Annotated in this window: 22 protein-coding genes; 12 read left to right on the forward strand and 10 right to left on the reverse strand. The window is 39.7% G+C overall.

The window, feature by feature from the left end; genetic code table 11:
* Positions 1-52: 52 nt before the first annotated feature.
* The 5 genes from B3H30_RS11225 to B3H30_RS11245 all read right to left on the reverse strand — a co-directional run bounded on the left by B3H30_RS11225 (position 53) and on the right by B3H30_RS11245 (position 4182).
* Complete coding sequence (locus B3H30_RS11225; RefSeq protein ID WP_046673443.1) at positions 53-565, reverse strand: SRPBCC family protein; 513 nt, start codon at positions 563-565, stop codon at positions 53-55.
* 139 nt (positions 566-704) lie between these two features.
* Positions 705-1145, reverse strand: a complete 441-nt coding sequence (locus B3H30_RS11230) for a carboxymuconolactone decarboxylase family protein (protein WP_070564046.1) — start codon at positions 1143-1145, stop codon at positions 705-707.
* A 124-nt stretch (positions 1146-1269) separates the two neighbouring features.
* On the reverse strand, positions 1270-1635 hold the full coding sequence (locus B3H30_RS11235) for a glyoxalase (protein ID WP_070564049.1): 366 nt from the start codon (positions 1633-1635) through the stop codon (positions 1270-1272).
* Positions 1636-1656: 21 nt separating this feature from the next.
* A complete protein-coding gene (gene glsA, locus B3H30_RS11240) occupies positions 1657-2688 on the reverse strand; it encodes a glutaminase A (RefSeq protein WP_070564052.1) in 1032 nt (343 codons plus the stop codon).
* A 102-nt stretch (positions 2689-2790) separates the two neighbouring features.
* Entirely contained in the window at positions 2791-4182 is a 1392-nt protein-coding gene (locus B3H30_RS11245; RefSeq protein WP_070564513.1) for a hypothetical protein, read from the reverse strand.
* A gap of 320 nt (positions 4183-4502) precedes the next feature.
* Between B3H30_RS11245 and B3H30_RS11250 the strand changes: the two genes are divergently transcribed.
* From B3H30_RS11250 to B3H30_RS11275, 6 genes are all read left to right on the forward strand, one after another.
* Positions 4503-5669 (forward strand): porin, encoded by a 1167-nt coding sequence (locus tag B3H30_RS11250; RefSeq protein WP_083295856.1) that lies wholly within the window; start codon positions 4503-4505, stop codon positions 5667-5669.
* Positions 5670-5689: 20 nt separating this feature from the next.
* Positions 5690-7120, forward strand: a complete 1431-nt coding sequence (locus tag B3H30_RS11255) for an anion permease (RefSeq protein ID WP_046673349.1) — start codon at positions 5690-5692, stop codon at positions 7118-7120.
* A 16-nt stretch (positions 7121-7136) separates the two neighbouring features.
* A complete protein-coding gene (locus B3H30_RS11260) occupies positions 7137-7793 on the forward strand; it encodes a succinate dehydrogenase cytochrome b subunit (RefSeq protein ID WP_070564055.1) in 657 nt (218 codons plus the stop codon).
* A 12-nt stretch (positions 7794-7805) separates the two neighbouring features.
* Positions 7806-9722, forward strand: a complete 1917-nt coding sequence (locus B3H30_RS11265) for a fumarate reductase/succinate dehydrogenase flavoprotein subunit (RefSeq protein ID WP_286710293.1) — start codon at positions 7806-7808, stop codon at positions 9720-9722.
* A gap of 11 nt (positions 9723-9733) precedes the next feature.
* Entirely contained in the window at positions 9734-10483 is a 750-nt protein-coding gene (locus tag B3H30_RS11270) for a succinate dehydrogenase/fumarate reductase iron-sulfur subunit (protein WP_046673445.1), read from the forward strand.
* Positions 10484-10773: 290 nt separating this feature from the next.
* Positions 10774-11628 carry a polysaccharide deacetylase family protein gene (locus B3H30_RS11275; protein WP_236590847.1) on the forward strand — a complete coding sequence of 285 codons (855 nt, stop codon included), beginning with the start codon at positions 10774-10776 and terminating at the stop codon, positions 11626-11628.
* Here B3H30_RS11275 and B3H30_RS24860 read toward each other — a convergent pair.
* Positions 11625-11735, reverse strand: coding sequence for a GNAT family N-acetyltransferase (locus tag B3H30_RS24860; protein ID WP_201639204.1), 111 nt, complete (start codon positions 11733-11735; stop codon positions 11625-11627). The genes B3H30_RS11275 and B3H30_RS24860 overlap by 4 nt on opposite strands.
* Positions 11698-12006 carry a GNAT family N-acetyltransferase gene (locus tag B3H30_RS24760; RefSeq protein WP_070564064.1) on the reverse strand — a complete coding sequence of 103 codons (309 nt, stop codon included), beginning with the start codon at positions 12004-12006 and terminating at the stop codon, positions 11698-11700. Before B3H30_RS24760 ends, B3H30_RS24860 begins: the two co-directional genes overlap by 38 nt.
* Positions 12007-12497: 491 nt before the next feature.
* Between B3H30_RS24760 and B3H30_RS11285 the strand changes: the two genes are divergently transcribed.
* A complete protein-coding gene (locus B3H30_RS11285) occupies positions 12498-15713 on the forward strand; it encodes a SusC/RagA family TonB-linked outer membrane protein (protein WP_083295857.1) in 3216 nt (1071 codons plus the stop codon).
* Positions 15714-15749: 36 nt separating this feature from the next.
* Positions 15750-17627: a RagB/SusD family nutrient uptake outer membrane protein gene (locus B3H30_RS11290; RefSeq protein ID WP_112374115.1), complete on the forward strand. Its 1878-nt coding sequence runs from the start codon at positions 15750-15752 to the stop codon at positions 17625-17627.
* Positions 17628-18139: 512 nt separating this feature from the next.
* On the opposite strand, the gene B3H30_RS11295 is transcribed toward B3H30_RS11290, so the two are convergent.
* Both B3H30_RS11295 and B3H30_RS11300 read right to left on the reverse strand, forming a co-directional pair.
* Positions 18140-19351, reverse strand: coding sequence for an MFS transporter (locus B3H30_RS11295; RefSeq protein ID WP_070564519.1), 1212 nt, complete (start codon positions 19349-19351; stop codon positions 18140-18142).
* 88 nt (positions 19352-19439) lie between these two features.
* Positions 19440-20099 (reverse strand): FadR/GntR family transcriptional regulator, encoded by a 660-nt coding sequence (locus tag B3H30_RS11300; protein ID WP_112374116.1) that lies wholly within the window; start codon positions 20097-20099, stop codon positions 19440-19442.
* Positions 20100-20303: 204 nt separating this feature from the next.
* Here B3H30_RS11300 and B3H30_RS11305 point away from each other — a divergent pair, with 204 nt between their 5' ends.
* The 3 genes from B3H30_RS11305 to B3H30_RS11315 all read left to right on the forward strand — a co-directional run bounded on the left by B3H30_RS11305 (position 20304) and on the right by B3H30_RS11315 (position 23186).
* Positions 20304-20717 (forward strand): hypothetical protein, encoded by a 414-nt coding sequence (locus B3H30_RS11305; protein ID WP_070564076.1) that lies wholly within the window; start codon positions 20304-20306, stop codon positions 20715-20717.
* Between the two features lie 366 nt (positions 20718-21083).
* Positions 21084-22880, forward strand: coding sequence for a serine hydrolase (locus tag B3H30_RS11310; protein ID WP_070564079.1), 1797 nt, complete (start codon positions 21084-21086; stop codon positions 22878-22880).
* 39 nt (positions 22881-22919) lie between these two features.
* Positions 22920-23186, forward strand: coding sequence for a hypothetical protein (locus B3H30_RS11315; protein ID WP_070564082.1), 267 nt, complete (start codon positions 22920-22922; stop codon positions 23184-23186).
* An 80-nt stretch (positions 23187-23266) separates the two neighbouring features.
* On the opposite strand, the gene B3H30_RS11320 is transcribed toward B3H30_RS11315, so the two are convergent.
* Positions 23267-24844, reverse strand: a complete 1578-nt coding sequence (locus B3H30_RS11320) for a Na+/H+ antiporter (protein WP_070564084.1) — start codon at positions 24842-24844, stop codon at positions 23267-23269.
* Positions 24845-25197: 353 nt separating this feature from the next.
* Between B3H30_RS11320 and B3H30_RS11325 the strand changes: the two genes are divergently transcribed.
* Positions 25198-26142: a pentapeptide repeat-containing protein gene (locus B3H30_RS11325; protein WP_070564086.1), complete on the forward strand. Its 945-nt coding sequence runs from the start codon at positions 25198-25200 to the stop codon at positions 26140-26142.
* Positions 26143-26155: the final 13 nt, after the last annotated feature.

Here is a 26155-nt window from a genome sequence, read left to right on the forward strand (position 1 = left end):
AGTGGTTAAAGTAAAGTTTATTTTAACCACTTTTTTTTGCATTGTATAGTCGCTATTCTAGTCTATTTTTTAAGTTTTTCAGACCCTGATCGAAGTCTTTATTCATATTCATAAATAAGTTCATAAAGTTCCATGGATAGGGCGATTTTCCTGAAATTCCCCAGGTCACCAAAGTTTGATTAGGCGAGATCTCTTTTAAGATGAAATAACCCTTGGCTGGTTCACCCATACCGAAATCGAGGGCCGTTTCAATTGTTTCGCCCTCGACGATTTTTGTAATGGTCTGTGAACCTTTACCGACTTTCTTACCATCCCAGCTGGATTTATAGCCGACTTGACCATCTACACCCTGTTCAGTTTTTTTCATTTGCGGGTCTGATAGTTGCCATACACCAAAGTTATCTTGGTTCTTAAGCATTTTCACGTAGTTGAACACTTCCTGCTTTGGCTTATTGATTGTTATCTCACTCTGGGCCGAGAAGTCTTTACTGACGAAGATTGCAGTAATTAAGGGAATAGCGATGATGATCGCCAAAACAATTAGGATTTTTTTTAGGATTTTCATAATCATGCATTCATATTGGTTTTCCTAATAAAGATAAAGGATAATCGGGATTTTTATTGGAAAAAACAGGAATATATTTAGCAATGAAAAAAGCCTCTTCCAATATTGAAAGAGGCTTTTTTGTAATCAAAGCGTAGCACTACTTTAATAGTTCTAAATGGGTGCTGATGCCAATTCTATTCCACGCATTTATGGTAATGATCGCCAAAATAATCTGTGCAATCTCCTTTTCTTCAAATATTTCTTTTGCTTTTTGAAAAGTGCTTTCTGTCAAACCCTTTTGATGTATCAATGTGATCTCCTCTGTCATCTCCAACAAAATCTGTTCTTCCTTAGTGAATAGATTCGTTTCCCGCCAGGCATTTAATAAAAATATCCGTTGTGGCGTTTCACCATACTTCAGCGCATCCTTCGTGTGCATATCTAAGCAAAAGGCACAGCCATTGATTTGAGAAGCACGTATTTTTATGAGTTCCTTTTGAATTGGATTTAAAAAAATATCATTGAGATAGGTTTCCAATCCCATCATCGCCTTATAGGCTACCGCATCTACTTTTGCAATATTCAATCGTGTGTTCATTGTTTTAAGTTTTGATAAGACAAAGTTGCGATTAGTATACGCTAAAAAAATTAAACTGGTTTAAGAATGGAAATTTTACGTATGAAGACAAGCCTCCATTCAATCGATATACAGCTATAGTAGCCTAGTTTGATACAATCAGGTAATAGTTGTCGGGGTCACGCAGGATAAATTGATCCTTTAGCGAGTTCTCATTGTAATGTATATCTTTCTCTATGAATGCATTTAACAAAGTAGCGTTTTCGAAGATTTGCTGTAAATTGTCTACTCTAAAGAATAAAATAAATCCATTCCCCGCATGTTTTTGATCTTGCATAGTAGGGTGGTCGTGCTCACCCCATTTGTGTAAACAGAGAATGACAGTCCCGTTATCCGTGAGAATTTCAAATGTTTCGCCGCCATGTTGACTGGTACAGCCCAAAAGCTTTTGGTAGAATAGCGAGCTTTTGGAGACGCTCTTTACAGCAATTATGGGTTCTGTTCGTGTCATATGATTTTGAAAGGTTGAAAACTAATTAAAGAGGCCCAGCGATTTCTCTTTTACCAAGTCCAATATCATGCGATATGCTGCAACAGAGTTGCCATGTTGATCCAATGCTGGACTGTAGGCCCCTATACCCATTTTATTCGGTACACTTACTGTGATTCCGCCACCAACGCCCGATTTACTTGGAAGTCCGACAGTTCTGGCATATTCGCCACTAAATTCGTACATCCCTGCAATGAGCATTTGTGATTGAACTAGCTGAGATAGATCTGGGTTATAGTATTGCTTATTTCCATCATAGCGCACGCAATGATGGGCAAAAAAGAAACCTATTTTAGCCAGATCCTCCGCAGTTATCTCAATGGAGCACTGCTTAAAATAATTATTGAGTTTGTCTTCACCTTCACCATCAATGAGTCCATTGTTGCGCATCAGGTAGAACATGCCTCTGTTTCGATTTCCAGTCTCCCGTTCCGAATGGTATACAGATCTACTGTAATCGATTTTTTCATTATTCGTTATAAAGCGAATCATATCCCTTATTTTAACAAAAGGTTCCTCACCTGTTCCTTTAATAAGCGATGTCGTTAAAATGGCGCCGGCGTTCATCATCGGATTGAGCGGTTTACCCGATGTTTCCAAATTCGCAAAATGATTGAAGGGTTTATCTGTTCCATAGTATCCCATTTTATTAAAAACAACTTCCTCGCCATTTTCCAATACAGCAACCATCAAGGAAACAATTTTTGAAATACTCTGAATTGTAAATCTTTGTTGTACATCTCCGATACTAACGATTGTTCCATCACTATTTACCACCGAAAGTGCGATAGATGCTGCATTGGCTTTACTTAATTCCGGGATGTAATCAGCCACTTTACCTTCTTTGAATGATTGCCTATTTTTATCCAATATTTTATCCAATAGCGCTTTATCAATGATCGCGCTCTTAGTACTGCGCTGGTTTTGAATGTTGTTTTGAGCAAACGATACAGTAATTGATCCGGAACATATCAAACCTATAATACAGGCTACCAACCTGACATTTTTTCTCATTTTTTCAGTATTTGTTTGTTCCAAAGATAGGGAACAGTGTATTAAAAGAAAAGAGGTGCCAAATAAGTAACATTTTAGCACCTCCATCTAGTAGGTCATCCTTTAGGCTGCATTTGGAGCTGGATCAACATTCCAACCGGAAAGTATACCGCCATAGAAAAAGAAGGTGACGTAAAAATTCTTTTTGCTCACCTGATCAGTAACCAGGTATTTTTGAGTTACATCGTATGCATCTATTTTTTTATATTTTGATAATGCTATCGGGCTGGCAGCAGGATTTTCTGAGCGTACCAAATCTTGTATCTTTTGGTTGATTAATTTCATAATACCTTCTTTTTTGAAAGGATTATTTTCGATTTTCACATGTGCCGAATGGGTTAAAGTTCCATTATTTTGCGCTTTTTTAGCTTTCGCAGCAGCTGTATAGTTTTTAAATTTTTCCCTTATCTGCGGATCTTTTAAGCTATGGATGGTAAAAATAGAAATTCCCTGCGCACCATTATTTAGCGCCTCATCCATATCGGCAAATATTTCTTCATTATTTTTAGCCATCAATCCACAATATAGCGTCGTATTTGCTCCTTTATCGCGCACATTTTCTAATGTACAATCTCTAATAAAGCTTGGATCTTCTGTATAAAAATTGCTGTATACCATCGGAAAAACAACATCCAAATTCCACTTACCCCAATCTTGGCGCACCATACGAGAAGCCATTTTGGGAGTCGGAAATGGGGATGCAGCCATTGTTTTACCATGGGAGTGAACGATGTCTGCAATCATATTGGCGATATCGGTTATCTGATCGCAACGAAATTGGCGCCATTTTAGATCTTTCGATGGATCTTTTTGTGCTCTCGGATCATAACCATACTGTTTCTTGAACTTCGCTATTGCAATTGGATGGTAACCGTAATCCCAAGCTGGGTATTCACGATCTTGAACAATATTGTATTTAGGCCAAAGGGTTGTAGGGAGGACAACATCCACGTAGCGATTATAGTCAATAGAAATCCCCTCCAATCCCTCGACTTCACAATAGGATTCGATTTTTTTACGGATATACTCTTTTACTCCGGGCACAACAGGTGACAAAAATTTATAATAACCAACGTATGCAGTGGTATCTGCCAGACTTTTACCATTTCGATTGACGCTGAACCAATCCGGATGTTCTTGGAGTATTTTATCCCTGTCATGTTCCAAGTTCATCGTCCAAAGCCACGCGATAACTTGGATGCCATATTTTTTTGCAATGGGAATTGCTACCCGATACTCGTCTGGACTGGCGGCATTTAACATTACGCCATCGATTCCTAAATAATTCATCTCACGGCAAATTGAATCAAAGTTTGTTTTGGCGTTGTAATCTAGCCAAGTCCAAAACATGGCGGGTTTTTCTTTGTCAGCAGCGTGGCTTGTGGTTATTGAAAAACCCTGAATGATCAGGAGAAGCAGGCAAATAAAACATGTCTTGATTAATTTTTCTTTCATAATATTTATCGATTCTAAAAATTGCATACCATAATTTACGCGCGAAGTTTTCAGTGAGTTCAATGGCTCCTTAAAAGATCAATCTGCGAATTTGAAAATTAGATTAGTTTAATGTTCGTCCGTGAAATTACACAAAAACATGGAATTTACACGATACCATTTTAGAATCGGACTGGTTTTCTTACAGTTATTAAATTATATTAAAATAACAAAACATTTTCTAATGTTATCTGTTGTTACTACAATACCAAATCGAAGAAGTAACATTATTAACAACGAAAAGTAGGCCGGGCTACTCGCTAAGGCCAAATTGTTTTGATATGAAGAAACATTACATTCCACTCCTTATTGCGTGCTCACTATTGAATAACCTGGCCAACGGGCAAGAAGTAGGGACCGAACAACAAAGCAAAGTAGATTCTGTAAAACTAACCAAGGATGATACGATTTATCCCAAGCTTCAGGTAAAAGGTTTATTTCAGGCCAGATACCTTGTGAGTGGCACAAAAGATGTAGACGTTAATGGACTGCATCACAGTGATGGTTCTGGTACGGACAACAATTTTATGGTGAAGTATATGCGCGTTCAGATGCGTGCCCAAATTAGCAAACGCACAGAGGTGACAGTTTTGGCAAATCTCGCGGATTTTAAAAGCGATCCGAAAACAAAAGTTCTCGAAAATGCTTATTTGAAATATACATTTAGTCCCAAATTGGCGATTACAGTAGGCCAATTCCGTCCCTGGTTTGGTATTGAAGAGACTTATCCAATTGATATTATCAAATCATTGGATTGGTCCAATCAATATCTTGAGTTTGGCAAACTCGGCTGGGCAAGCTTTCAGATCGGCGTGGCAGCGACAGGTGAGACCACGCTTGGGGAAATGCCTTTTAGCTACTCGTTATCCGTGGTAAATGGAAATGGAAAAAATCAGGTAGTCGATAACGACAATGGCAAACAATATGCTACGCGTCTTGTCTTTGGCCTTTCGAAGAAGTATAGTGTTAACTTAGGGCTCAATGGGGGGATTGGCGAGGTTATGAAAAAACAGGTGCACGCATTGGGTGTTGATCTAACCGGAAATGTGAACTTTGGCAAGCGCTGGAATCTCGATATGCAGCTGGAAGCAAAACAGGCGATCAATCATAGCCTGTACTATTCGTTGGACGAGAGTGCTCGTAGCTCCAAATTGAGCGATTACCTTGTACGGGGTATTTATTTTCTTCCAAACTTAAGATACGAAGTAAATTATTTCAACCTAAGCGCTTTCGAGCTATCTTGCCGATATGAATACATTGATCCTAATTATAAACTAAATGCAAATGGACGTCAAACATACACACCGATGTTCGGTCTAGAATTTTTAAAAAATTATGGTGCAAGGATTCAGCTTGGTGTCCAGTTAGACCGGTATAAAAAGCAGACCGAAAATACCAGTGAATTCAATAAGAACTTATTTATTATTCAAGTGCAAAGTCGATTCTAATTTATTAAACCACGCTTATTATGAAAGAAATCAGTATTAAAAATATTGCCATCACTTTTCTTGTGGCACTCATTTTATGGTTTATCCCAATACCGAAAGGAGTCAGCCCAGAAGCTTGGCATCTCTTTGCTATCTTCGCAGCAACTATTCTTGGGATTATTTTAAAAGCAGCTCCAATGGGTACCATGTGTATGATGGCCATAGCATTTACTGCGCTGACACAAGTGTTGGCCCCCGGAGATGCTGGTAAATCCATTACCAAAGCTTTGACCGGTTTTGGCGACAAAGTTATCTGGCTGATTGGTATCTCTTTTTTTATTGCTCGCGGTTTCATAAAAACCGGTCTTGGCAATCGGATTGCATTTCTTTTCATTCGTGTTTTTGGAAAAAGTTCGCTCGGGTTAGCCTATGGATTGGGACTGGCAGACGTCTGTTTAGCTCCAGCAATCCCGAGCAATACGGCTCGAGGCGGTGGAATTATATATCCAATTATGAAATCCATGGCTATTAGTTTTGATTCCGTCCCCGATAAACCAGAGACACATCGGAAATTGGGATCCTATCTTACTTTAAATAGCTATTATATGAATCTTATCGCATCTTCGATGTTTTTGACTGGGACGGCCAGTAATCCAATGTGTCAAAAATTTGCTGCTAACCTGGGAATCGACATTACTTGGATGTCCTGGGCCATTGCGGGATTCATACCTGGTATTGTCGCCTTTTTTGTGGTACCGCTTGTTCTTTACAAATTATATCCGCCTGAATTAAAAAAAACAGGCGATGCGCCGAAGATGGCGGCACAGAAACTAAAAGAGATGGGGCCTATTTCGAGGAATGAGTGGTTAATGCTTTTGGCATTCTTTATCTTATTGGCATTATGGATCTTTGGTGGATCCTTTTCAATTGATGCTACAACGACGGCTTTTATAGGTTTAACGCTACTGTTACTAACCTCTGTGTTGACCTGGGAGGATGTTAAAGCAGAAAAAGGAGCATGGGATACGATTGTTTGGTTTGCTGTGTTGGTCATGATGGCCAGTTCATTAAACGAATTGGGATTCATCGGCTGGTTTAGTGATTTGATTAAAGTACAGATTGGTGATTTGAGCTGGCAAATAGCCTTTCCTGTCATTATTCTTGTTTACTTCTTTAGTCACTACATTTTCGCTAGCGCCACTGCCCATGTAGCAGCGATGTATGCCGCTTTGTTGGGTGTCGGTGTTTCTTTAGGCATTCCACCAATGCTGCTTGCGATGATGCTTGGATTTCTAGGCTCCATCTATGGTGTATTAACACATTATGGCCATGGCCCTGCACCGGTATTTTTCGGAAGTGGCTATGTTGATTTAAAATCATGGTGGTTGCGTGGATTGGAAATCGGTATCGTATTATTGGTGATTTACATGGGTGTTGGTGGATTGTGGATGAAGGTTATAGGTTATTATTAAAAATTAGGATCTTATTATGTTATCTACTTTGTCAAAAAAGATGCTCATGTGCCTGACTGGATTGTTTTTAGCGTTCTTTTTGCTGATTCACTTCCTAGGGAACTTACAGCTATTCTTGCCGCAGGAACAAGCACATTTACAATTTAATGCCTACTCACATTTTCTAGCGGGCAATATCTTGATCAAGATTATCTCTTATGTACTTTATGCCAGCATTATCCTTCATGCCTTAGATGGCCTTGTCATTACATTAAAAAATAAAAAGGAGGGAGCTGTTTATAAATCGGATCATCGCGGAAGAGCAAGCAAATGGTACTCGCGTAATATGGGAATTTTAGGTACTATAATTCTCATCTTTTTAGTTATCCATTTTCAGAATTTTTGGTATGTATACAAATTTGGTGCAACCCCGCTTGATGAGCGGGGGAACAAGGACTTATATGTTTTGGTCATCGCTGTCTTCCAACAATGGTGGTACGTCCTTATCTATGTATTATCTATGATAGCCTTGTGTTATCATCTTATTCACGGGATTCATAGCGCAATTCGAACCTTAGGATTATTTCATCCAAAATTTGTCAAATGGTTTAAGATCCTTGGCATTGGCTATTCGGTTATCATTAGTTTGGGCTTTGCCATGATGCCTGTTTATATATTCTTTACAGTAAACTAAAGCGGATAAATCATGATATTAAATTCAAAAATACCAGAAGGGCCATTGGATGAAAAATGGACACGCTATAAGAAGACTGCCAAATTAGTTAATCCCGCCAATCGCAAAAAATTGGATGTTATCGTGATTGGTACAGGGTTGGCGGGTAGTTCTATTGCAGCCTCCCTTGGCGAGATGGGGTATCAGGTGAAATCATTTTGTTTTCAGGACAGTCCGCGACGGGCGCATTCCGTCGCAGCGCAGGGCGGGGTAAATGCGGCAAAGAACTATAAAAATGATGGAGATAGCGTTTACAGAATGTTTGTTGACACCTTAAAAGGAGGGGATTTCCGTGCACGTGAAGCAAATGTATACCGCATGGCAGAATGCTCACTTAATTTGATCGATCAAGCTGTAGCCCAAGGAGTTCCTTTTGGACGAGAATACGGCGGCTATTTAAATAATCGCTCTTTTGGCGGCGTACAGGTAAGTCGGACGTTCTATGCAAGAGGCCAAACCGGGCAGCAGCTTCTTTTGGGCGCCTACCAGGCACTTATGCGCCAGGTAGGAAAGGGAACCGTGCAACTTTTTACACGACATGAGATGCTTGATGTTGTTGTTATCGATGGAAAGGCACGTGGTGTTATCGTACGTAATCTAGATACGGGCGATATTGAACGGCATGCGGCCCATACAGTTGTATTAGCAACAGGAGGTTATGGTAAAATATATTACCTATCGACCTTGGCTATGGGATGTAACGGTTCGGCAATCTGGCGCGCACATAAAAAGGGCGCATTAATGGCTTCTCCGAGCTGGATTCAGATTCACCCGACGTCCTTACCACAATCGGGCAGTTATCAGTCTAAATTAACCTTAATGTCGGAGTCTTTGCGCAATGACGGAAGAATATGGGTCCCCATGAAGGAAGGTGAGACGCGAGAACCCAACGCTATTCCGGAGGAAGAACGGGATTACTATTTAGAACGACGGTATCCCGCATTTGGAAATCTTGCCCCACGGGATATTTCCTCTCGGGCGGCAAAGGAACGGATCGATGCCGGCTTTGGGATTGGTCCACTCAAAAATGCTGTTTATCTTGATTTTGCGAAGGCTATCAGAGAACAGGGGAAACAGAAAATACAGGAAAAATATGGTAATCTATTTGACATGTATGAAAAGATTACGGGATATGATGCTTATAGCGTACCGATGATGATTTCACCGTCTGCACACTTTTCCATGGGCGGTTTATGGGTCGATTATGAGTTGATGACGAGTCTGCCAGGTTTATTTGCGCTTGGCGAAGCTAATTTTGCGGACCATGGTGCAAACAGACTTGGGGCAAACTCACTGCTTCAGGCATCTGTCGATGGCTATTTTATCGGTCCCTATACGATTGCCAATTATTTGGCAAACGATATTCATACGGGGAAAATTTCCACAGATCATATTGCGTTTGAACGTGCTGAAGAGGATGTTAGAAAACAAATCGACGTATTTTTGAAAATCAAAGGCAGTAAAACTGTGGATTATTTCCATAAAACACTCGGCAAAATACTCTATGACTATTGTGGGCTGGCACGTAATGAAAAAGGGCTTCGCTATGCTATTGAAGAAATTAGAAAGCTAAAACAAGAATTTTTCAAGGACGTTATTGTCAGCGGCGAGGCCGATACGTTAAATAGCGAACTGGAGAAAGCCGGACGTGTAGCAGACTATTTTGAGATTGGAGAACTGATGTGTTATGATGCATTGACGCGAAATGAATCCTGTGGAGCGCATTTTCGGGAAGAATATCAAACTGCAGACGGAGAGGCGCTACGTAACGATGCCGAATACCAATTTATTTCCGCTTGGTTATGGAAGGGAGAAAATGAAGAACCTGAGTTGGTCAAAGAACCGTTGACCTTTAAAGAAATACAACCAACTGTTAGGAGCTATAAATAAAATGAATGATTATGGATTTATATCTTAAAATATGGCGACAAAAGGATCGCAATGCTACAGGCAAATTAGTGACGTACACATTAACTGACCTAAATCCGCATATGTCTTTTTTGGAAATGTTGGATACTTTAAATGAACAGTTGATAACAGGAGGAGAAGAGCCCGTCGAGTTCGATCACGACTGTCGTGAAGGAATTTGCGGGCAGTGCGGAATGATGATTAACGGCATTGCACATGGGCCCCTTAAGCATACGACGACTTGCCAGTTACATTTACGTTCATTTAAAGACAAGGATACCATTACCATAGAACCTTTTCGTTCAGCCGCATTTCATATAAAAAAAGATCTGAAAGTGGATCGTTCCGCATTCGATCGAATTATTTCTTCTGGTGGATTTGTCTCTATCAATACAGGACAGGCTCCAGATGCAACAGCCATTCCTATTTCTCATGAATTAGCTGAATCGGCATTTGACTCGGCAGCCTGTATAGGTTGTGGTGCTTGTGTGGCGACGTGCAAAAATGGCAGCGCGGCCCTTTTTACCTCAGCAAAGATCACCCATATGGCACTATTACCACAAGGAAAGGAAGAGCGTAGTCAACGGGTATTAAATATGATCAAACAAATGGATAAGGAGTCCTTCGGTCATTGTTCAAATACAGAAGCGTGCGAGGTAGAGTGTCCACAAGGTATATCTGTACTGAATATCGCACGTATGAATTTTGAGTATAACAAGGCACTATTTTTTAAAAAGAAATAAAGACCAACGGTCGAAAAAAGTGGCACGATAGTTTCTTATATCGGATTTATAATAAAGACTGAAGCCATAAAAAGAGCGATACCGGATCGTTGAAGATGACTCACCTTATCCCTGAAAGTAGGGATTTGTAAGATTTTATGGTTAATAAATAGGTTTTTGTAGTAATTTTGAAAAAAGAAATTCATTAAGTTATAGCGATTGATATGAAGTGTAGTAGGTTGTTTGTGGTACTTTTCATTTGTAGTATAGTGTTTAGTGTAACCGCATGTAAGGATTTTTCAAACAAAGTCTTGGGAAAAGGCGAACTGAAGGACACACTTACGGAGAAATTGGTTGTTAAGGAAAAAATACCACATTTGTTGAATAGGTGGGATTCGCTTCAGAAAAATCAGATACACTTTACAGTAGATAGTCTACACCCTGTTCCGATCAAACAACAAAGACGTGAGCTAAAGGACTCCCTGCGGAAAGCATTTGATAAGCAACCAAAACATATTTATTTGACTTTTGATGATGGCCCATTAATTGGTAGTGCTTTTATTGATTCTATTGCGAAAGAAAAAAACATTAAAGTGAGTGTATTCTTGATTGGTAAACATGCGAATATGAGCAAAGGAAGAAAACGCGATCTTGCCCGTTATGAATCCAATCCACTTATAGCCTGTTATAATCACAGCTATACGCACGCAAACAATCAATATTCAAGATTTTATAGTAACCCCCAAAATGCTTTTGCTGATTTTGAAAAGAATGAAAAAGATCTCCATTTAAAACATAAAATTGTTCGGCTTCCAGGAAGGAATATTTGGATATATGATAATGTTCGTAAGATTGACCTTAAGAATGGATCCAGCACAGCCGATCTATTGCATAAGAACGGATATACAATTTATGGCTGGGATGTCGAGTGGCGGCTTAATAGCGTTACTGGTACGCCCATACAGAGCCAAGAGTCTACCTTGTCTCATATCCGAAATTATATGAACAACAAAAGCTCAATGGTACCTAATAATGTTGTTTTCTTAATGCATGATGATATGTTTCAAACGCGAAAAGGGCAGCAGGAGTTATCCACTTTAATTGATGCATTAAAAAAAGAAGGCTACCAGTTTGAATTGATGCAAGATTATCCGATTAAGTATTAGATAGGTTCGCCAGCTGTCATCTCATCAAAACCCATTTCTTTTGCAATCTGATGAGCACCAAGAATTAATTTACCGCCAATTCCCTGTCCTTGAAACTGAGGTAGCACAGCGACAGGAGCCAAGGCAAGAGAATCGGATGTTTTTTTGATTCTCTTTATCGATAATCTTCACCTTTGTCAGGAGTATATAGCCTGCTATTTCTCCTTCAGCTTCAGCTACCATTGACAGTTGTGGTATAAATTCTGCTGTCCTTCTTAGTTTTTCTACTAAAATGTGCTCTTGATGATCGCTATACTGTTCGTTTTCAAAGGCGAGTCGGATCAGTTCGAATACAATCGTTGTGTCACTTGACTTTTCTGTCCTAATATTTACAGTCATAGTTTTTTTGTAGATACAACTATTTCTTCGCTATTAATAAAGCCGTTTTTGGCCCCATTATTTGTAGGTACATAGTTGTTTAGAAAAAATCAATTATAGATCTAATTATATAGGATAAATATGCGTATTAATATTTGAAAAATTGATAATATAGTTTCTAAATGATAAAAAGTACTTTTCCTCAGGACTTTCTATTTGCAGTGTTTTACTAGTTCTTTGATCTTGCGTTGAGTAGCAAAAGCGCTGGAAACAATTTTGAGAAAATGAATTTACAATTGATTTGTTTTTCAATAAATTATCTGATTACCAATCACTTAATAACAATAGTGTTAAATAGTGTAAAAATAACACTTGCAATGTATATTTATTTTCGTATTTTCATGTTAAATAAACAATTATAAATCGCCTCCAGTAGACACCTAAACCGATACGTCTTAGAGGTAAAAAAAATAACTAATTAAACACAAAATTTAAACAATTAAACAGTTTTTATGATTAACTGCCATTATTTCTCAAATCAATGGAAGAGAGCGTTTTGGACTGGATCATTGTGCTCACTAGTGGCCTTGAGTCCCCAAATCGTCGATGCTACAACCCTCGCAAGCTATGGAATTCTCTTTCAGCAGGAGCAAAGTGTTTCTGGAACGGTGCATGATGAATCTGGAATGCCAATTCCTGGAGTAACAGTTTCCGTCAATGGAACAAAGTTAGTAACTAAAACCGACGTTCAAGGTAGATACAAGTTAGACAAAGTCCCCGCAAGTGCGATTATTAATTTCCGGATGGTCGGCAAACAATCTATGGATGAAGCTGTAAAAGGAAGACAGACCATCGATATCACACTTCTTAATTCGGAATCGAATCTCGAAGAAGTCGTTGTTGTTGGTTACGGAAAGCAACGCAAAGAGACTGTCACCGGTGCCGTAGCCACTGTGAAGGGAAGCGATCTAGCACAATCACCGGCATTGAACGTTTCCAATGCATTAACAGGACGCGTCCCGGGCGTTACAGCAACCAACGGGAGCGCCGAGCCTGGCTACGATGGTTCCAATATCAAAATCCGGGGAACGAATACACTGGGTAATAGCAGTCCCTTAGTCGTTATTGATGGAGTTCCTGCGCGTGAAGGAGGAATTGATCGTATTAATCCCCGAGATATAGAAAATATCTCGGTTCTAAAAGATGCTTCTGCTGCTATTTATGGAGCCAGGGCAGCCAATGGGGTTATTCTCGTTACGACAAGAAGAGGAAAAACAGGAAAACCGCAGTTTTCTTATACGTTCAACCAAGGGTATTCCCAACCTACCGTTATTCCTAAATTAACAGATGCCTCCCAGTTTGCGGCAATTAGAAATGAACTCGAAATTTATAACCTCCCTGTTGAAGAATGGTCTGCTGCTTATACAGCGATCAACGAGAAAGGCAGTTACAATAAACAAGGTGGAGGAGTTTTGGATGCGCCGTTTAAACCAGAAGATATCCAAAAGTTCAAAGACGGATCAGATCCTTGGGGGCATCCCAATACTGACTGGTATAAAGCTACGCTAAAAAACTGGTCACCTCAACAGCGCCACAACCTCCAAATCAATGGCGGTACTGAGGATGTCAAGTATCTGATGTCTTTGGGGTATCAAAATCAGGATGCCTACTATAAAAATTCGGCTACAGGTTATAAACAGTATGACTTGAGGATCAATCTGGACGCCAATATAAGTCAGTATATCAAAACACAATTTGGTGTTTTAGGAAGACAGGAAAACCGAAATTTCCCCACCAAGAGTGCTGGCACGGTCTTTAGAATGCTGATGCGGGGAAATCCAACACAACCAGCAATATGGCCTAATGGAATGCCGGGACCAGATATCGAAAATGGCGAAAACCCCGTGGTAATTACGACCAATGCGACAGGTTACGATCATGATAAACGCTACTATTTTCAAACAAATGGTCAGGTTGAGATTACAAATCCCTGGATAGATGGTCTTAAATTAACACTTAATGCCTCTGTTGACAAATATGTAAAAAATCAAAAAACATGGGTTACACCCTGGACTTTGTATTCTTGGCAGGGCGCTTATGAGGCCGATGGCAGCACACCACAACTGGTTCCTGGAAGACGTGGCCCTGCCGATCCAAATTTAAACCAAAGCAATGAAGATCAACTGAATATCTTACTTGGTGGAATCTTAAGCTTTGAGCGGAAATTTGGTGACCATCAGGTAAATGCTATAGCCGGTATCAACAGAGAAACAATTGATAATGATAAATTCAGCGCGTATCGTCGCTATTTTCTTTCAAATGCGATCGACTATCTTTTTGCCGGTGGAGAACAGGAAAAAAATAACGATGGATCTGCATGGAAAAGAGCGCGGCTAAATTACTTTGGGCGATTTGGCTATAATTATAAAAGCAAGTATATCGCAGAATTCCTTTGGCGTTATGACGGATCGTATATGTTCCCTGAAAGTGAAAGGTTCGGTTTCTTTCCAGGTGCCATGGCGGGATGGGTCGTGTCGGAAGAGAATTTCTGGAAGGAAAATGTCCCTGTGATTAATTATTTCAAGATCCGTGCGTCATATGGCCAGATGGGTAATGACAACATCTACTATGATGATAAATTACAAGAATATCAATATTTTTCAACCTATTCCTTTGGTACTTATATCGTCAATGATAAGCTAGCCAAAACCCTTTTTGAAAGCCGTGTTCCTAATGAGATGATTACTTGGGAGGTTGCCAATAACTATAATTTAGGGTTTGATTTTCAATTTTTACAAGGAAAGCTGAATTTCGAGTTTGATATTTTTAAAAATCGCCGTAATTCCATTCTATGGAGAAAAAATGCGTCAATACCACAAAGTACAGGGATGACATTACCGGCAGAAAATATTGGCAAAGTGGATAACAAGGGTTGGGAATTTAACTTAGGTTATCGTGGCAAGGTGGGAGATTTGGGGTACACGGTTGGTGTGAATGGTGGTTATGCTAAAAACAAAATTATCTTCTGGGATGAAGCCCCGGGCGCCCCTGCATGGCAGCAAAGTACAGGTAAACCTATCAAAACGGATATTTATTATGTCTATGACGGCGTATTCCGTGACATGGAAGATATCGCCAACAATAAATTGGACTATAGTGCCATTACGAAAACTTTACGCCCTGGAGATATGAAATATAAAGATTTCAATGGTGACGGAAAGATTACCCCCGATGATAAAGTAAGACGAGACAAGAATAGTGACCCAACATTTCAGGGAGGTTTCAATTTTAGTCTGACCTATAAGGATTTTGACTTATCGGTACTATTTCAAGGAGCTACAGGAGGAGAGATACGTGTAGGAACAGATGAATCTGGATCGATCGGAAATTTTGTGGAAGAATTCTATGATAAACGCTGGAGCATCAGTAACCCAAGTAGCGTTTATCCACGTTTGACAGACCGTGGCAATCAATATTATTCTTATAACAATACCTATTGGATGCGGAGCACCGATTATTTGCGGCTTAAAAATGTGGAAATAGGATATAATCTGGCCTCAAGCATTTGTAGTAAAATTGGCATTGGTTCTTTACGGCTATATGCAAATGGCATGAACTTAATGACGTGGAGTAAGATCAAAATGTATGACCCAGAAGCCGTTAATGCATTAGGGCAATATTATCCGCAGGCAAGATTGATTAATTTTGGCGCATTATTATCGTTCTAACCAACTGTCATATTAAGAACTTAACGAAGAATAAAAATGAAAAAAATTAAGAATATATCACTTATACTACTTGTACTTTCTGCATCATTACAAGCTTGCAATGATGATTTTGTGAGCACGAAGCCACTCAGTGAAGTTCCACAGGAGATCGTTTGGTCGGATGCTGGTTTGTCTGAGGCTTTCGTGACAGAAATCTATAACGGTTTTGGAGTAGGAGGCTTTTATGAGCAAGAAATGGCATCCATGACCGACGAAGCCTTATTTACACACCCTAATCGGGGCATAAATACCGTGACCGAATCTCGATCAAATCCAGCTGATCAAGGCTATATTATGGATACTTACGAATACGGTCGCATGTATACGCGCATCCGGGCAACTAACATTGCCATCTCCAATTTGAGTGCACCCAAGTTTGACAAAGCAAAAGCCGATAAGCTGTTAGGCGAAGCTTATTTCCTGCGTGGGTATTATTATCAACAGCTCTTACGCTTTTATGGTGGCATCCCCATCGATAATAAGATATATACATTGAACGATAAAGACTATATGGTTCCGAGGAATAGCTATGAGGAGTGTGTCAATGCCATCGTGAAAGATCTAGACAGCGCAGCTCTTTTGTTAAAGGGCAGTTCATCAACAAAGGGACGTGCAAATGAAACTGCAGTATTGGCCTTAAAATCAAGGGTATTACTCTATGCTGCCAGCGATCTCCACGATGCGGGTAAAGCCAAAGCAAAATCAACATTATTGGCAGGGTATAAGAATCCAGAATATCTAATGTACACGAGTGGCAATCAGGTGGAGCGTTGGACAAAAGCAAAAGCCGCAGCAAAAGCCGTACTGGATCATACAGAATTCGCCTATAAGTTAGACCTAACTCAACCCGCTTCGCCTAATGAGGGTACTGCCAACTATATGGCCGTATCGTTAGGAGGGGGGAGCAAGACAGTTGATTTTACAGCAGGAAAAGATATTATTCTGGGGAGATTCTTTATTGACGAAAAGGACGAACGTGGTGGCTGGGTAGGGCGAGACAACGGTCCAAATGGCTATCATAACTGGGCCGGAAATACACCGATACAACTCTTGGTAGACGACTACGAGACTATTGATGGCCAAAAATTCAGTTGGTCAAATCCTACTATGGCAGCCAGCCCTTATCAAAATCGTGACCCACGTTTAAAGGCAACAATTTTATACGACGGTGCGGATTGGAAACCTAGGACAGCCGATGTCGCTGAAAGAGATAAGGCGAATCAAATCCAAACAGGTCAATACGAAATAATGAATGCCAAAGGACAAAAGGTTATCCAATTTGGCCTTGACACAAGAAAAAGCCCGATTGAAGATTGGAATGGTTCACGGACAGGATATTATATTCGTAAATTTACAGATCCGGACCCTACAATGCAGGATCAAAACACAAGACAGCGCATTCCCTGGCCAATGTTTCGCTATACAGAGGCGATATTGAACTATGTAGAAGCATGTCTTGAATTAGGAGAAGAGAATGAAGCTAAAACATGGTTAAACAAAATCCGCTTTAGAGCTGGAATGCCTGCAATTCCAACCGCCGAAACCGGAGCGGCTCTAAAAGCACGTTATAGAAACGAGCGCCGTATTGAATTAGCCTACGAGGAGCATCGCTTCTTTGACGCGCGACGCTGGATGATAGCCGCGGAAACTATAGGTCGTAAAGCAAATATTATAAACATCACGGGAACCCTTAAGGCGGGTAAAAATGTAACTCTTTATCAATATAATCCCGATAACTACACCTATACCTATACGGTATCCAATATTGATCCAGGTATCGAAAATAGGAACTGGGATGACAAGATGTACTACACGTCTTTGCATCGCGATGAGGTTAATCGAAATACAAAATTGATCCAAAATCCAGGTTACTAGTATTTAAAGAAGCTGTCCAAATGTGCTGTGCCCCCGGAAAATGTCTAACTTTTTGGGGGCACTGCATTTTTTTGGACAGCTTTTTTTGCGGCTAATTTTTAATACGTGAATAGGTCCAATTTTAGTAACTATGCTGTATTGATAAGCGACAGGAATAAGTTTCAGTATATGCTGCTAGTGGCGGCAATATGCCTTAGATACCTATTGTGTTCGTACCTGCTTCGGACAAGCTTCGGAGCTCACCAGATAAGGATTAGCTATTGGCCAGTTCCTGACCAGTATTTTCCTGTTCGGAGACTGGTCAATGACTGTTCAGCATCTGTACGGAATCTATTGATGATCCGAAGAAAGTACGAAGCAGGTACGAAGCAAAGGGCTTCCCACTCGCTTATTTTGGTTATTTTTCATCGAATTTCACCATAGCTCTTTGGACAGGTTGAAACTTTCTCTGCTATTCAAAAATAGTTTCCACAAAACAAGTGACAAACTTTTCGGACACACGGATTATATAATTACTTTTTCTGCTGACTTATATTAGGTAATAGCCCTGTAACTACTCCGATTAATGGAAGATAAGCACAGATATTAAATACATATTCGATTGAGGTTTGATCTGCAAGCCAGCCCAGAACTGCTGAACCAATTCCCCCCATACCAAAAGCAAAGCCAAAAAATAAACCAGCAATCATTCCGACCTTTCCTGGGATGAGTTCTGTCGCATAGACCAAGATAGCAGAGAATGCAGACGATATAATAAGACCTATTAAAATAGCGAGGATAATGGTTAGCCCTAGACCAACGTGTGGCAATAGTAATGTGAACGGAGCCGCTCCGAGAATCGATACCCAGATAATTAGTTTACGCCCATAGCGATCTCCCAATGGCCCCCCTAATATAGTTCCCGCAGCTACAGAAGCAAGAAATATAAATAAGTATATTTGAGATTCCTGAACCGAAACATGGAATTTATTGATCAAATAGAAGGTGAAATAACTGGTCATGGAAGCCATGTAAAAATATTTGGAAAAAATGAGTACCAATAAAATTACAAGTGCAAATACTACTTTTGATTTTGGCAGGTCGGCTTTTGAAGCACCAACAGCAGTTGTTTGTGTCTTAGGCTTGAGATGTATTTGATACCAATTACCGACATAAGTAAGAATCATAACGGCTACAATGGCCAATACGCCAAATACACCAATGTATTGTTGGCCCAAAGGGATCACAATAAGCGCTACAAGAAGGGGACCTATCGCACCACCAGCATTACCACCGACTTGGAAGATAGACTGCGCGAGCCCCTTTTTGCCTCCGGAAGCTAAATGAGCAACTCGAGAAGCTTCAGGATGAAATATAGACGAACCCATGCCAATAAGACTTACAGAAAGGAGAATGTAGATAAAGTTTGACGCAAAAGAAATGCATATCAATCCTGCTAAAGAGAAAAGCATACCGACAGCGAGTGATCGTGGTGTAGGGTTTTTATCTGTATACAAACCAACGAAGGGTTGCAAAATAGAAGCAGTAAGCTGAAAAACCAACGTTATAATACCAATTTGGGTAAAACTAAGCGCATAATTTGATTTTAACATGGGATATACTGCCGGAATGACCGACTGAATCAAGTCGTTGAGCAAGTGTGAAAGACTAATCGCAAATAAAATCGGATAGACGGTTTCGGAGCTTTTCCAAGATCCACTCGGGTTTAAAGATTGTGTTTTCATAAAAGAAATATTCATCAGGTCATCTGATGTTTTAATTGATAAAAATAAAGTATATTGAGATTGATGATTTGCATATGCTATAGGAAAATTACAGCTGTTGGATAATTCGGTTAGCAATATCAACAGCTTTTTTCACTTCTTTATCTTTGATTGCCAACATCAGTTCCTCGTGTTGCTGTTGTGAAGTTAAGAAGGGTACTGTATCCTTATAAATAGTCATGAAGAACTTATTGACATGTTCAGATAAAGTTGTATATAAAGCGGTCAAAATACTATTTCCACATGATTCAGCAATTGCACTGTGAAAGGCAATATCGGCATCCACGCACGCCATCAAATTTCCCATTTCGGCATATTTTGCTCTATTTTTGAGCGCTTGAGCCATATCCTTGAGGCCTTTCGAAGTACGATTTAAGGCAGCTTTTTCAATAATTCGCAATTCCAATACGTGTCTAACTTCAAAAATATCGTTAAAATTGGCTTTTTCAATTTTTGAGTCAAGAGCATGATGACCTGTGCTACTTTTAACAAAAGTACCAAGACCTTGTTGTACATTGAGATAGCCTGATTGACTTAAATATTTGACCGCCTCACGAATGCTGGATCTGCCCACAGCAAATTGTTTCATCAATTCTGGTTCCGTAGGAAGTTTAGATTCTACCGGGAATTCACCTAATTTTATTTTTTCTTCTATTGCCGCGGCAACTTCCTCTGCCAAGGATCTTCGTACGATAGCTTCAGTCTTCATATAGTCATATCATCTGATGATTGCAAAGGTAGTAGAATTTTTTGAATTCTTAGTTATTTTCAAAAATTTGATCAAACCAACCGAATATTGTTACGACTACATCAGATATTTATTACAGTGTTTACAGTGCCAAATTTATTGGCAGTTTTAGGTTTATTAACAGTGAGGCTGGTCCTCCAATGTATTTATCAAAAACTTAGTAACATGAAAAAATTAATGATGAGCGCCGTAGCCTTGGCTTTAATGTCATCTGCTACTTTTGCGAAAACGGGGCCAAAAGCGGCCGACAACAGCCTTGTTGAAAAATCAACTTTTGCGAAAACGGGGCCAAAAGCGGCCGACAACAGCCTTGTTGAAAAATCAACGATTTACAAATCACAAACTGGAAAAGCTAATTTGAATATCGTGAGCGAAGCCAAAGAGATCAAGCTCGGAAAGTCTCGTACGCTATGTAGATTGACGATGAGTATCTATAATACAAGCGGTCAGTTGATCGAAACTCAGGATCTCACGTACACCAGCTATGGAGCCAATGATATGTATTATAGCAGCTGTGGAGCATGGTTTAGTGCTACCATTCAGAATTATCAAAACTATTATGGTAATCCGAATCATTAAGTATCAATTAATCAAACAATGTAACGGGGCTAGTATGCCCCGTTTTCATTTTTCCACAATTCAACCAAAAGGAAACTTCTATTGGCGATCCTAATACGACAATGAAGATGCTACTGTATGCGAACATGCTATGGGGCTGACAGCTGATGATGTTAGAAAAGCGAGATACCGCTTAGTAAAAATAAATTGATCGTATTCGNNCGAATACGATCAATTTATTTTGGAATACTATTGCATAATATTGTTTTACAGTGATTTATGGTTTTGGCAATAAAATTGGCATCTACTGTCAATGAAGAATTACAAAGAAGCGAGCAAGAGATAGGAGAGACGCTTCGTATCACCATTTAAACGATCATAAATAAAATGAAAGCTTTACCAATTACTGGAATTTTTGCGATACTAGTGTCAACCGCATGTGCTCAAACGACCCCTCAAAAAATAAAGGAGATTTCTCATGTCGAATCCAGTCTCATACCGCCTGTTCGTTTTGAGGGTGAGCCGGCCTGGAATATTAAATCGCGCATGGAATTTTATCAGGTTCCAGGTGTAAGCATCGCCGTGATAAAAAACGCTGAAATATTATGGAGCAAAACGTATGGTTTTGCCGATCTCGATTCGAAAACACCAGTTAGGTCAAACACCTTATTTCAGGTGGCGTCCATGAGCAAGCCCGTAAGTGCATACGCTGCATTGAAGGAAGTGGAGCTTGGCAAGTTGGCATCCAATGCCGATGTGAATTTATACCTGAAATCCTGGAAAATACCCGAAAATAATTGGACCAGAGCGAAAAATGTTACACTCAAAAATATCATTAGCCACACTGCGGGACTTACTGTAAGTGGGTTCCCGGGCTATCGGACAACAGACCCAATTCCTACAGCGGTAGAAGTACTGAGTGGTCTAAAGCCTGCTAATACACCAATGGTGTATGTTGATAAACTTCCTGGCTTAAATTTTCGGTATTCAGGCGGTGGCTATACCGTACTTCAACAGATGCTCGTTGATATTGAAGGGAAAGATTATAGTAGCATAATGGAAGAAAAGGTACTCTCACCTTTGGGTATGAAAAATAGCACTTTTGCCCAGCCTCTTCCTGAGTTGAAAAAACAATTTGCGGCGACGGCTTATACTGTAGATGGTAAAAAAGTCGAAGGAAGATATCATGTCTACCCAGAGCAGGCGGCTGCTGGCTTGTGGTCAACAGCAGAAGATTACGCTAGATTCGTGATCGATATTCAACGGACCTTAAATGGCAAAAGTAATGCTGTTATTTCCAAGAAGACGGCCGAAGAATTCACAAGCCCCTATATTGAATCTATTATAGGATTAGGTGTCTTTCTGGAAGATTACGACGGTTCATCTTTTTTTTGCCATGGTGGATGGAACGAAGGCTTTAGCTCCTATTTTGTTGGAAATAAAACAAGCGGTGATGGCGTAGTTATTCTTACAAATACAAACAAACCTGAATTTATCAACGAACTTGTCCGAGCGGTTGCACTAACCTATCAATGGCCCAATTACCTGGCCCCAATAAATAAAATTTTGCCGCTCAGTTCTCAAGAACTGAATGTCAATAGTGGACGTTATCGATCTGGCAAATACGGTGTTATAAGGGTCTATAGTCAGAGTGGCAAGCTTATGTCAGTCCAAAATCTAGACAAGCCTGTAGAGTTGGTTAAAGTGTCGGCAAATACTTTTGTTATGCGAGATCGAAACGTGAACGTAGTATTTTCAAAGGATACCGAAAGCGGTCAATATGAGCTTGTACAGGTTTTGCGTGATAAAAAGATTTATTCCAAAAATCCGAAAGTCAATGCAAATGACCGGACTCCACTAGAGCTTATTTTAGAAGGAAATTTCGAGGATGGATTAAAAGCTTTTCAAAAAGCAAAAGAACAGGATAGTGACGATGAGTTGCTTTCAGAAGGTTTCCTGAACGGTGCAGGTTATGAATTGCTCAATCAGCATAAAATAAACCAAGCTATTGACATATTTAAGGTGAATACGGTGCTATATCCTAAAAGTGAAAATGTTTATGATAGTTTAGCGGAAGCCTACCTGAAATCTGGACAAATAGATAGTGCCAAGAAGAACTATCAAAAAGTTCGCGAAATTAATCCTAAAAACGAAAGAGTAAGTAAGATTTTAGAAACGTTATAACACAAATATAATGAGCCATATTTTTGTTAATTTGCGAGCATGTCAAATCAAGCTAATAATTATCAATTGTTTTCCAAAGAAATTCTCTCACTTTGGAAGAGCCAGGATGTATCATATGTTAAAGTAGAAGAATTATCCATTGTTGAAGGAATCACTTTTTTTGAACTTATACCAGATTCCGAACTTTTGGATGAAGGTGGGGTAGAAACACTCTATGCCATAGATTCTGAAGATGTAGCGGATATGTTGGTGTTTAGCAAGTCTATTCGTTTTGTTGTTCACGACATTTATTTGGATGAAGACTAATAAATTAGTTATTTATGATCGACAATTCAATCTGCATTGTCGATCATAAATGTACGGCAGTAGGCTGAGCTAGGGATAAATTAGCTTCTCATATTCAACCTTTCTTCCTGAAGATCTAACAAACGAAGGTGTTTACGGATAATCTCTTCGTCCAATAAAAGTTCTTCGCGGTTTTTATTGATAAGCCAAATACGCTGTGTTTCAAGGATATCGATATAGATTTTACGGTATTCGGCATAATTAATGATAATCTCGGAGCTCCGCAACTGATTTTCATACTTCTGTAGTTGATCCTTTAAGGTCGGAAAACTTTCAACTTTGTCCGCGTAATCATTACGAATCTTGTCAACGGCGACTTGAGCCAATCTATTCTGAATTTCATAATCGATCTCCTTTTCACTTCTTACAAAATCTCTATCTACTAATTTGATTTTCCTCAAGATAAAAGGGAGGGTTAACCCTTGAACAAGTAAGGTTAACAGAATCACAACAAATGTGATGAAAAGAATGAGATTCCTTTGAGGAAAAGGAGTTCCGTCGGCCAAAGTTAATGGGATAGATAGCGCTGCTGCCAAAGAAACGACGCCACGCATTCCAGTCCAGCCGATAATCATTGGCGTTTGCCAACCAGGCGATTGATCGTCTGCAACCGTTATAAAATTTCTCATGATCAAGGTCGTAATTACTGCAGCATACCCTGCAAAAATTCGTACAAGAATAAGGACTATTGTAACGGCGACGCCATAGCCAATAGCAGTGGAGATATTGGTATCACCCAATCCAGATACAATTTCCGGTAAATCTAATCCGATAAGCATAAAGACAATGCCATTCAGCAGAAAGCAAAAGCTTTCCCATACGGTCACTGTCCGGATCCGGGATGCACTGCTCAAAAAATCGTGACTACGATACGAGAGAAATAAGCCGCCACTGACAACCGCAAGAACCCCAGAAGCATGAAGTTGTTCTGCGATCAAATACATCGAGAAAGGTGCAATAAAAGTTAGCAATATGTCTGTATTGGAATCGGTTGGTAAAAGTTTGTGCATTTTCAGAAAAACATAGGCAATTGTAAGTCCGATTCCCACTCCGCCAATACACATCCAAATAAAGCTCCCGGCCGCTTGGTACCATACATACTGCCCAGTAGCAGCAGCAATCATTGCAAAGCGAAAAATTATTAGTGAGGAAGCATCATTCAACAAACTTTCACCTTCCAATATGGACGCCAGCCTTTTGGGTACCTTCACGAATTTTAAAATTGCACCGGCACTAACCGCATCAGGAGGGGAAACTATTCCGCCCAATAGAAAACCGAGAGCTAAGGAGAATCCCGGGATAAAATAGTTGGCAAAAACGGCAACGGACAATGCTGTAAAAAAGACCACAACAAAGGCAAAGCTGAAGATAATCCGGCGCCATCGCCAGAGTTCTTTCCAGGAAGTTGACCAAGCTGCCTCGTAGAGGAGCGGCGGTAAAAAAATAATGAATATCAATTCGGGTTCTATCTTTATAGGGGGAACTCCCGGGATAAAACTTATTACAAGTCCCGCTAATACGAGTAAAACAGGGTATGCAACCTGAATTTTTCTCGCCAGCATGATCAACATCGTAATTAGTAGGACTAAAAAAAGGTAAAACTCAAAATTCTCTAACATATGTAAATTTTAGGTATATAAATATAGATCAAATTTCTAGAAATATTTAAACTAGCTTGGCGGTATTCATGGTGGTAGATCTTCCTAAATTAGTTAAAGTTTGTCTTTCTCATAACCCACGATCTAAAATATGGGATGGCATTATTATAAAGAAAGGCCCGTCTTTGAGAAGTTTTACTTAAAATATAGTTTCAATAACAGTATAGGACAATACTCTAGGAATAACAACCCGAAGCTGTTCGAATACAACGATAAGTAGCATAATTACAACTAGAGGTATTTCCCTTTTCGCGATAATTACAGATTAGCCTCAATATATTTGTAAAGTTGAACATCATCAATAAACAATAATTATGGATAACAAAACATTAGGTAATAATATTGCCAAAGTGCGGAAAGAGCGAAATATGTCGCAAGCACAGCTTGCTGAACTTTTATTCGTCAGCCCCCAAGCAGTTGGAAAATGGGAGCGGGGAGAGTCTTTACCAGACTTTTTAACAATACATAGACTTGCGGAAATATTCGCAGTCGATCTAAACTACTTCGCCGAAAATTCGAAATTAGGAGATAGCGTAGCAAGTCAAAAGGTGGTCATTGGCACTTTAGATGACACGAAAGGAAATTCTCTGGAAGAGGCAAAATTTTCTGATACGGGACAAAAGCCGCTACTGACAGATTTTAGCGGTAACACGCTAGCCGAAACTGATTTTTCTGGCGTAAATGCGCCAAAGAGAAAATTTCTCGGAAGTGAGCTGCGTGGCACAGACTTCAGTACAGCAGATTTCACGGCAAGCATTTTTAAAGGAAGTGATATCCGCGATGCTAATTTTGATTCGTCGAACCTTACGGACTGTACATTTTCTGCTAGTAATATGACGAACGCAAATTTCAACAAGACCGTTCTCGCACGTACAGAATTTTATGCGTCGGAGTTGAACAATGCTAGATTTAATAGTATAAAGCTGACAGATGTCAAATTTACGGCGTCGGATCTCAGAAAAACCATTTTTGAACACTGTGAGTTCAATGGTGTTTGCTTTAAGTCCTGTGATATGAAAGGCATAAGCTTTGATGGGCAAGTATTTGTCGACGTAAAATTCGATAATGCAGACCTAGCAAACAGTTCATTTAGAGGGGTTATTCTTAGAAATGTTTCCTTTCGGCCCACGTTTGCGCTTACCAATAAATATTATAAGAGTATTAAAACAATCGATTTTGACGGGGCCTCAATGGACAAATTAACCTACGCAGCTCTTAAGGGAGTAGGCGTATCGCTTGAGAATATTGTGCTCTTATAAACAACACGATACA

This window comes from Sphingobacterium sp. UBA7038, assembly GCF_002494055.1.
Lineage (GTDB): Bacteria > Bacteroidota > Bacteroidia > Sphingobacteriales > Sphingobacteriaceae > Sphingobacterium > Sphingobacterium multivorum.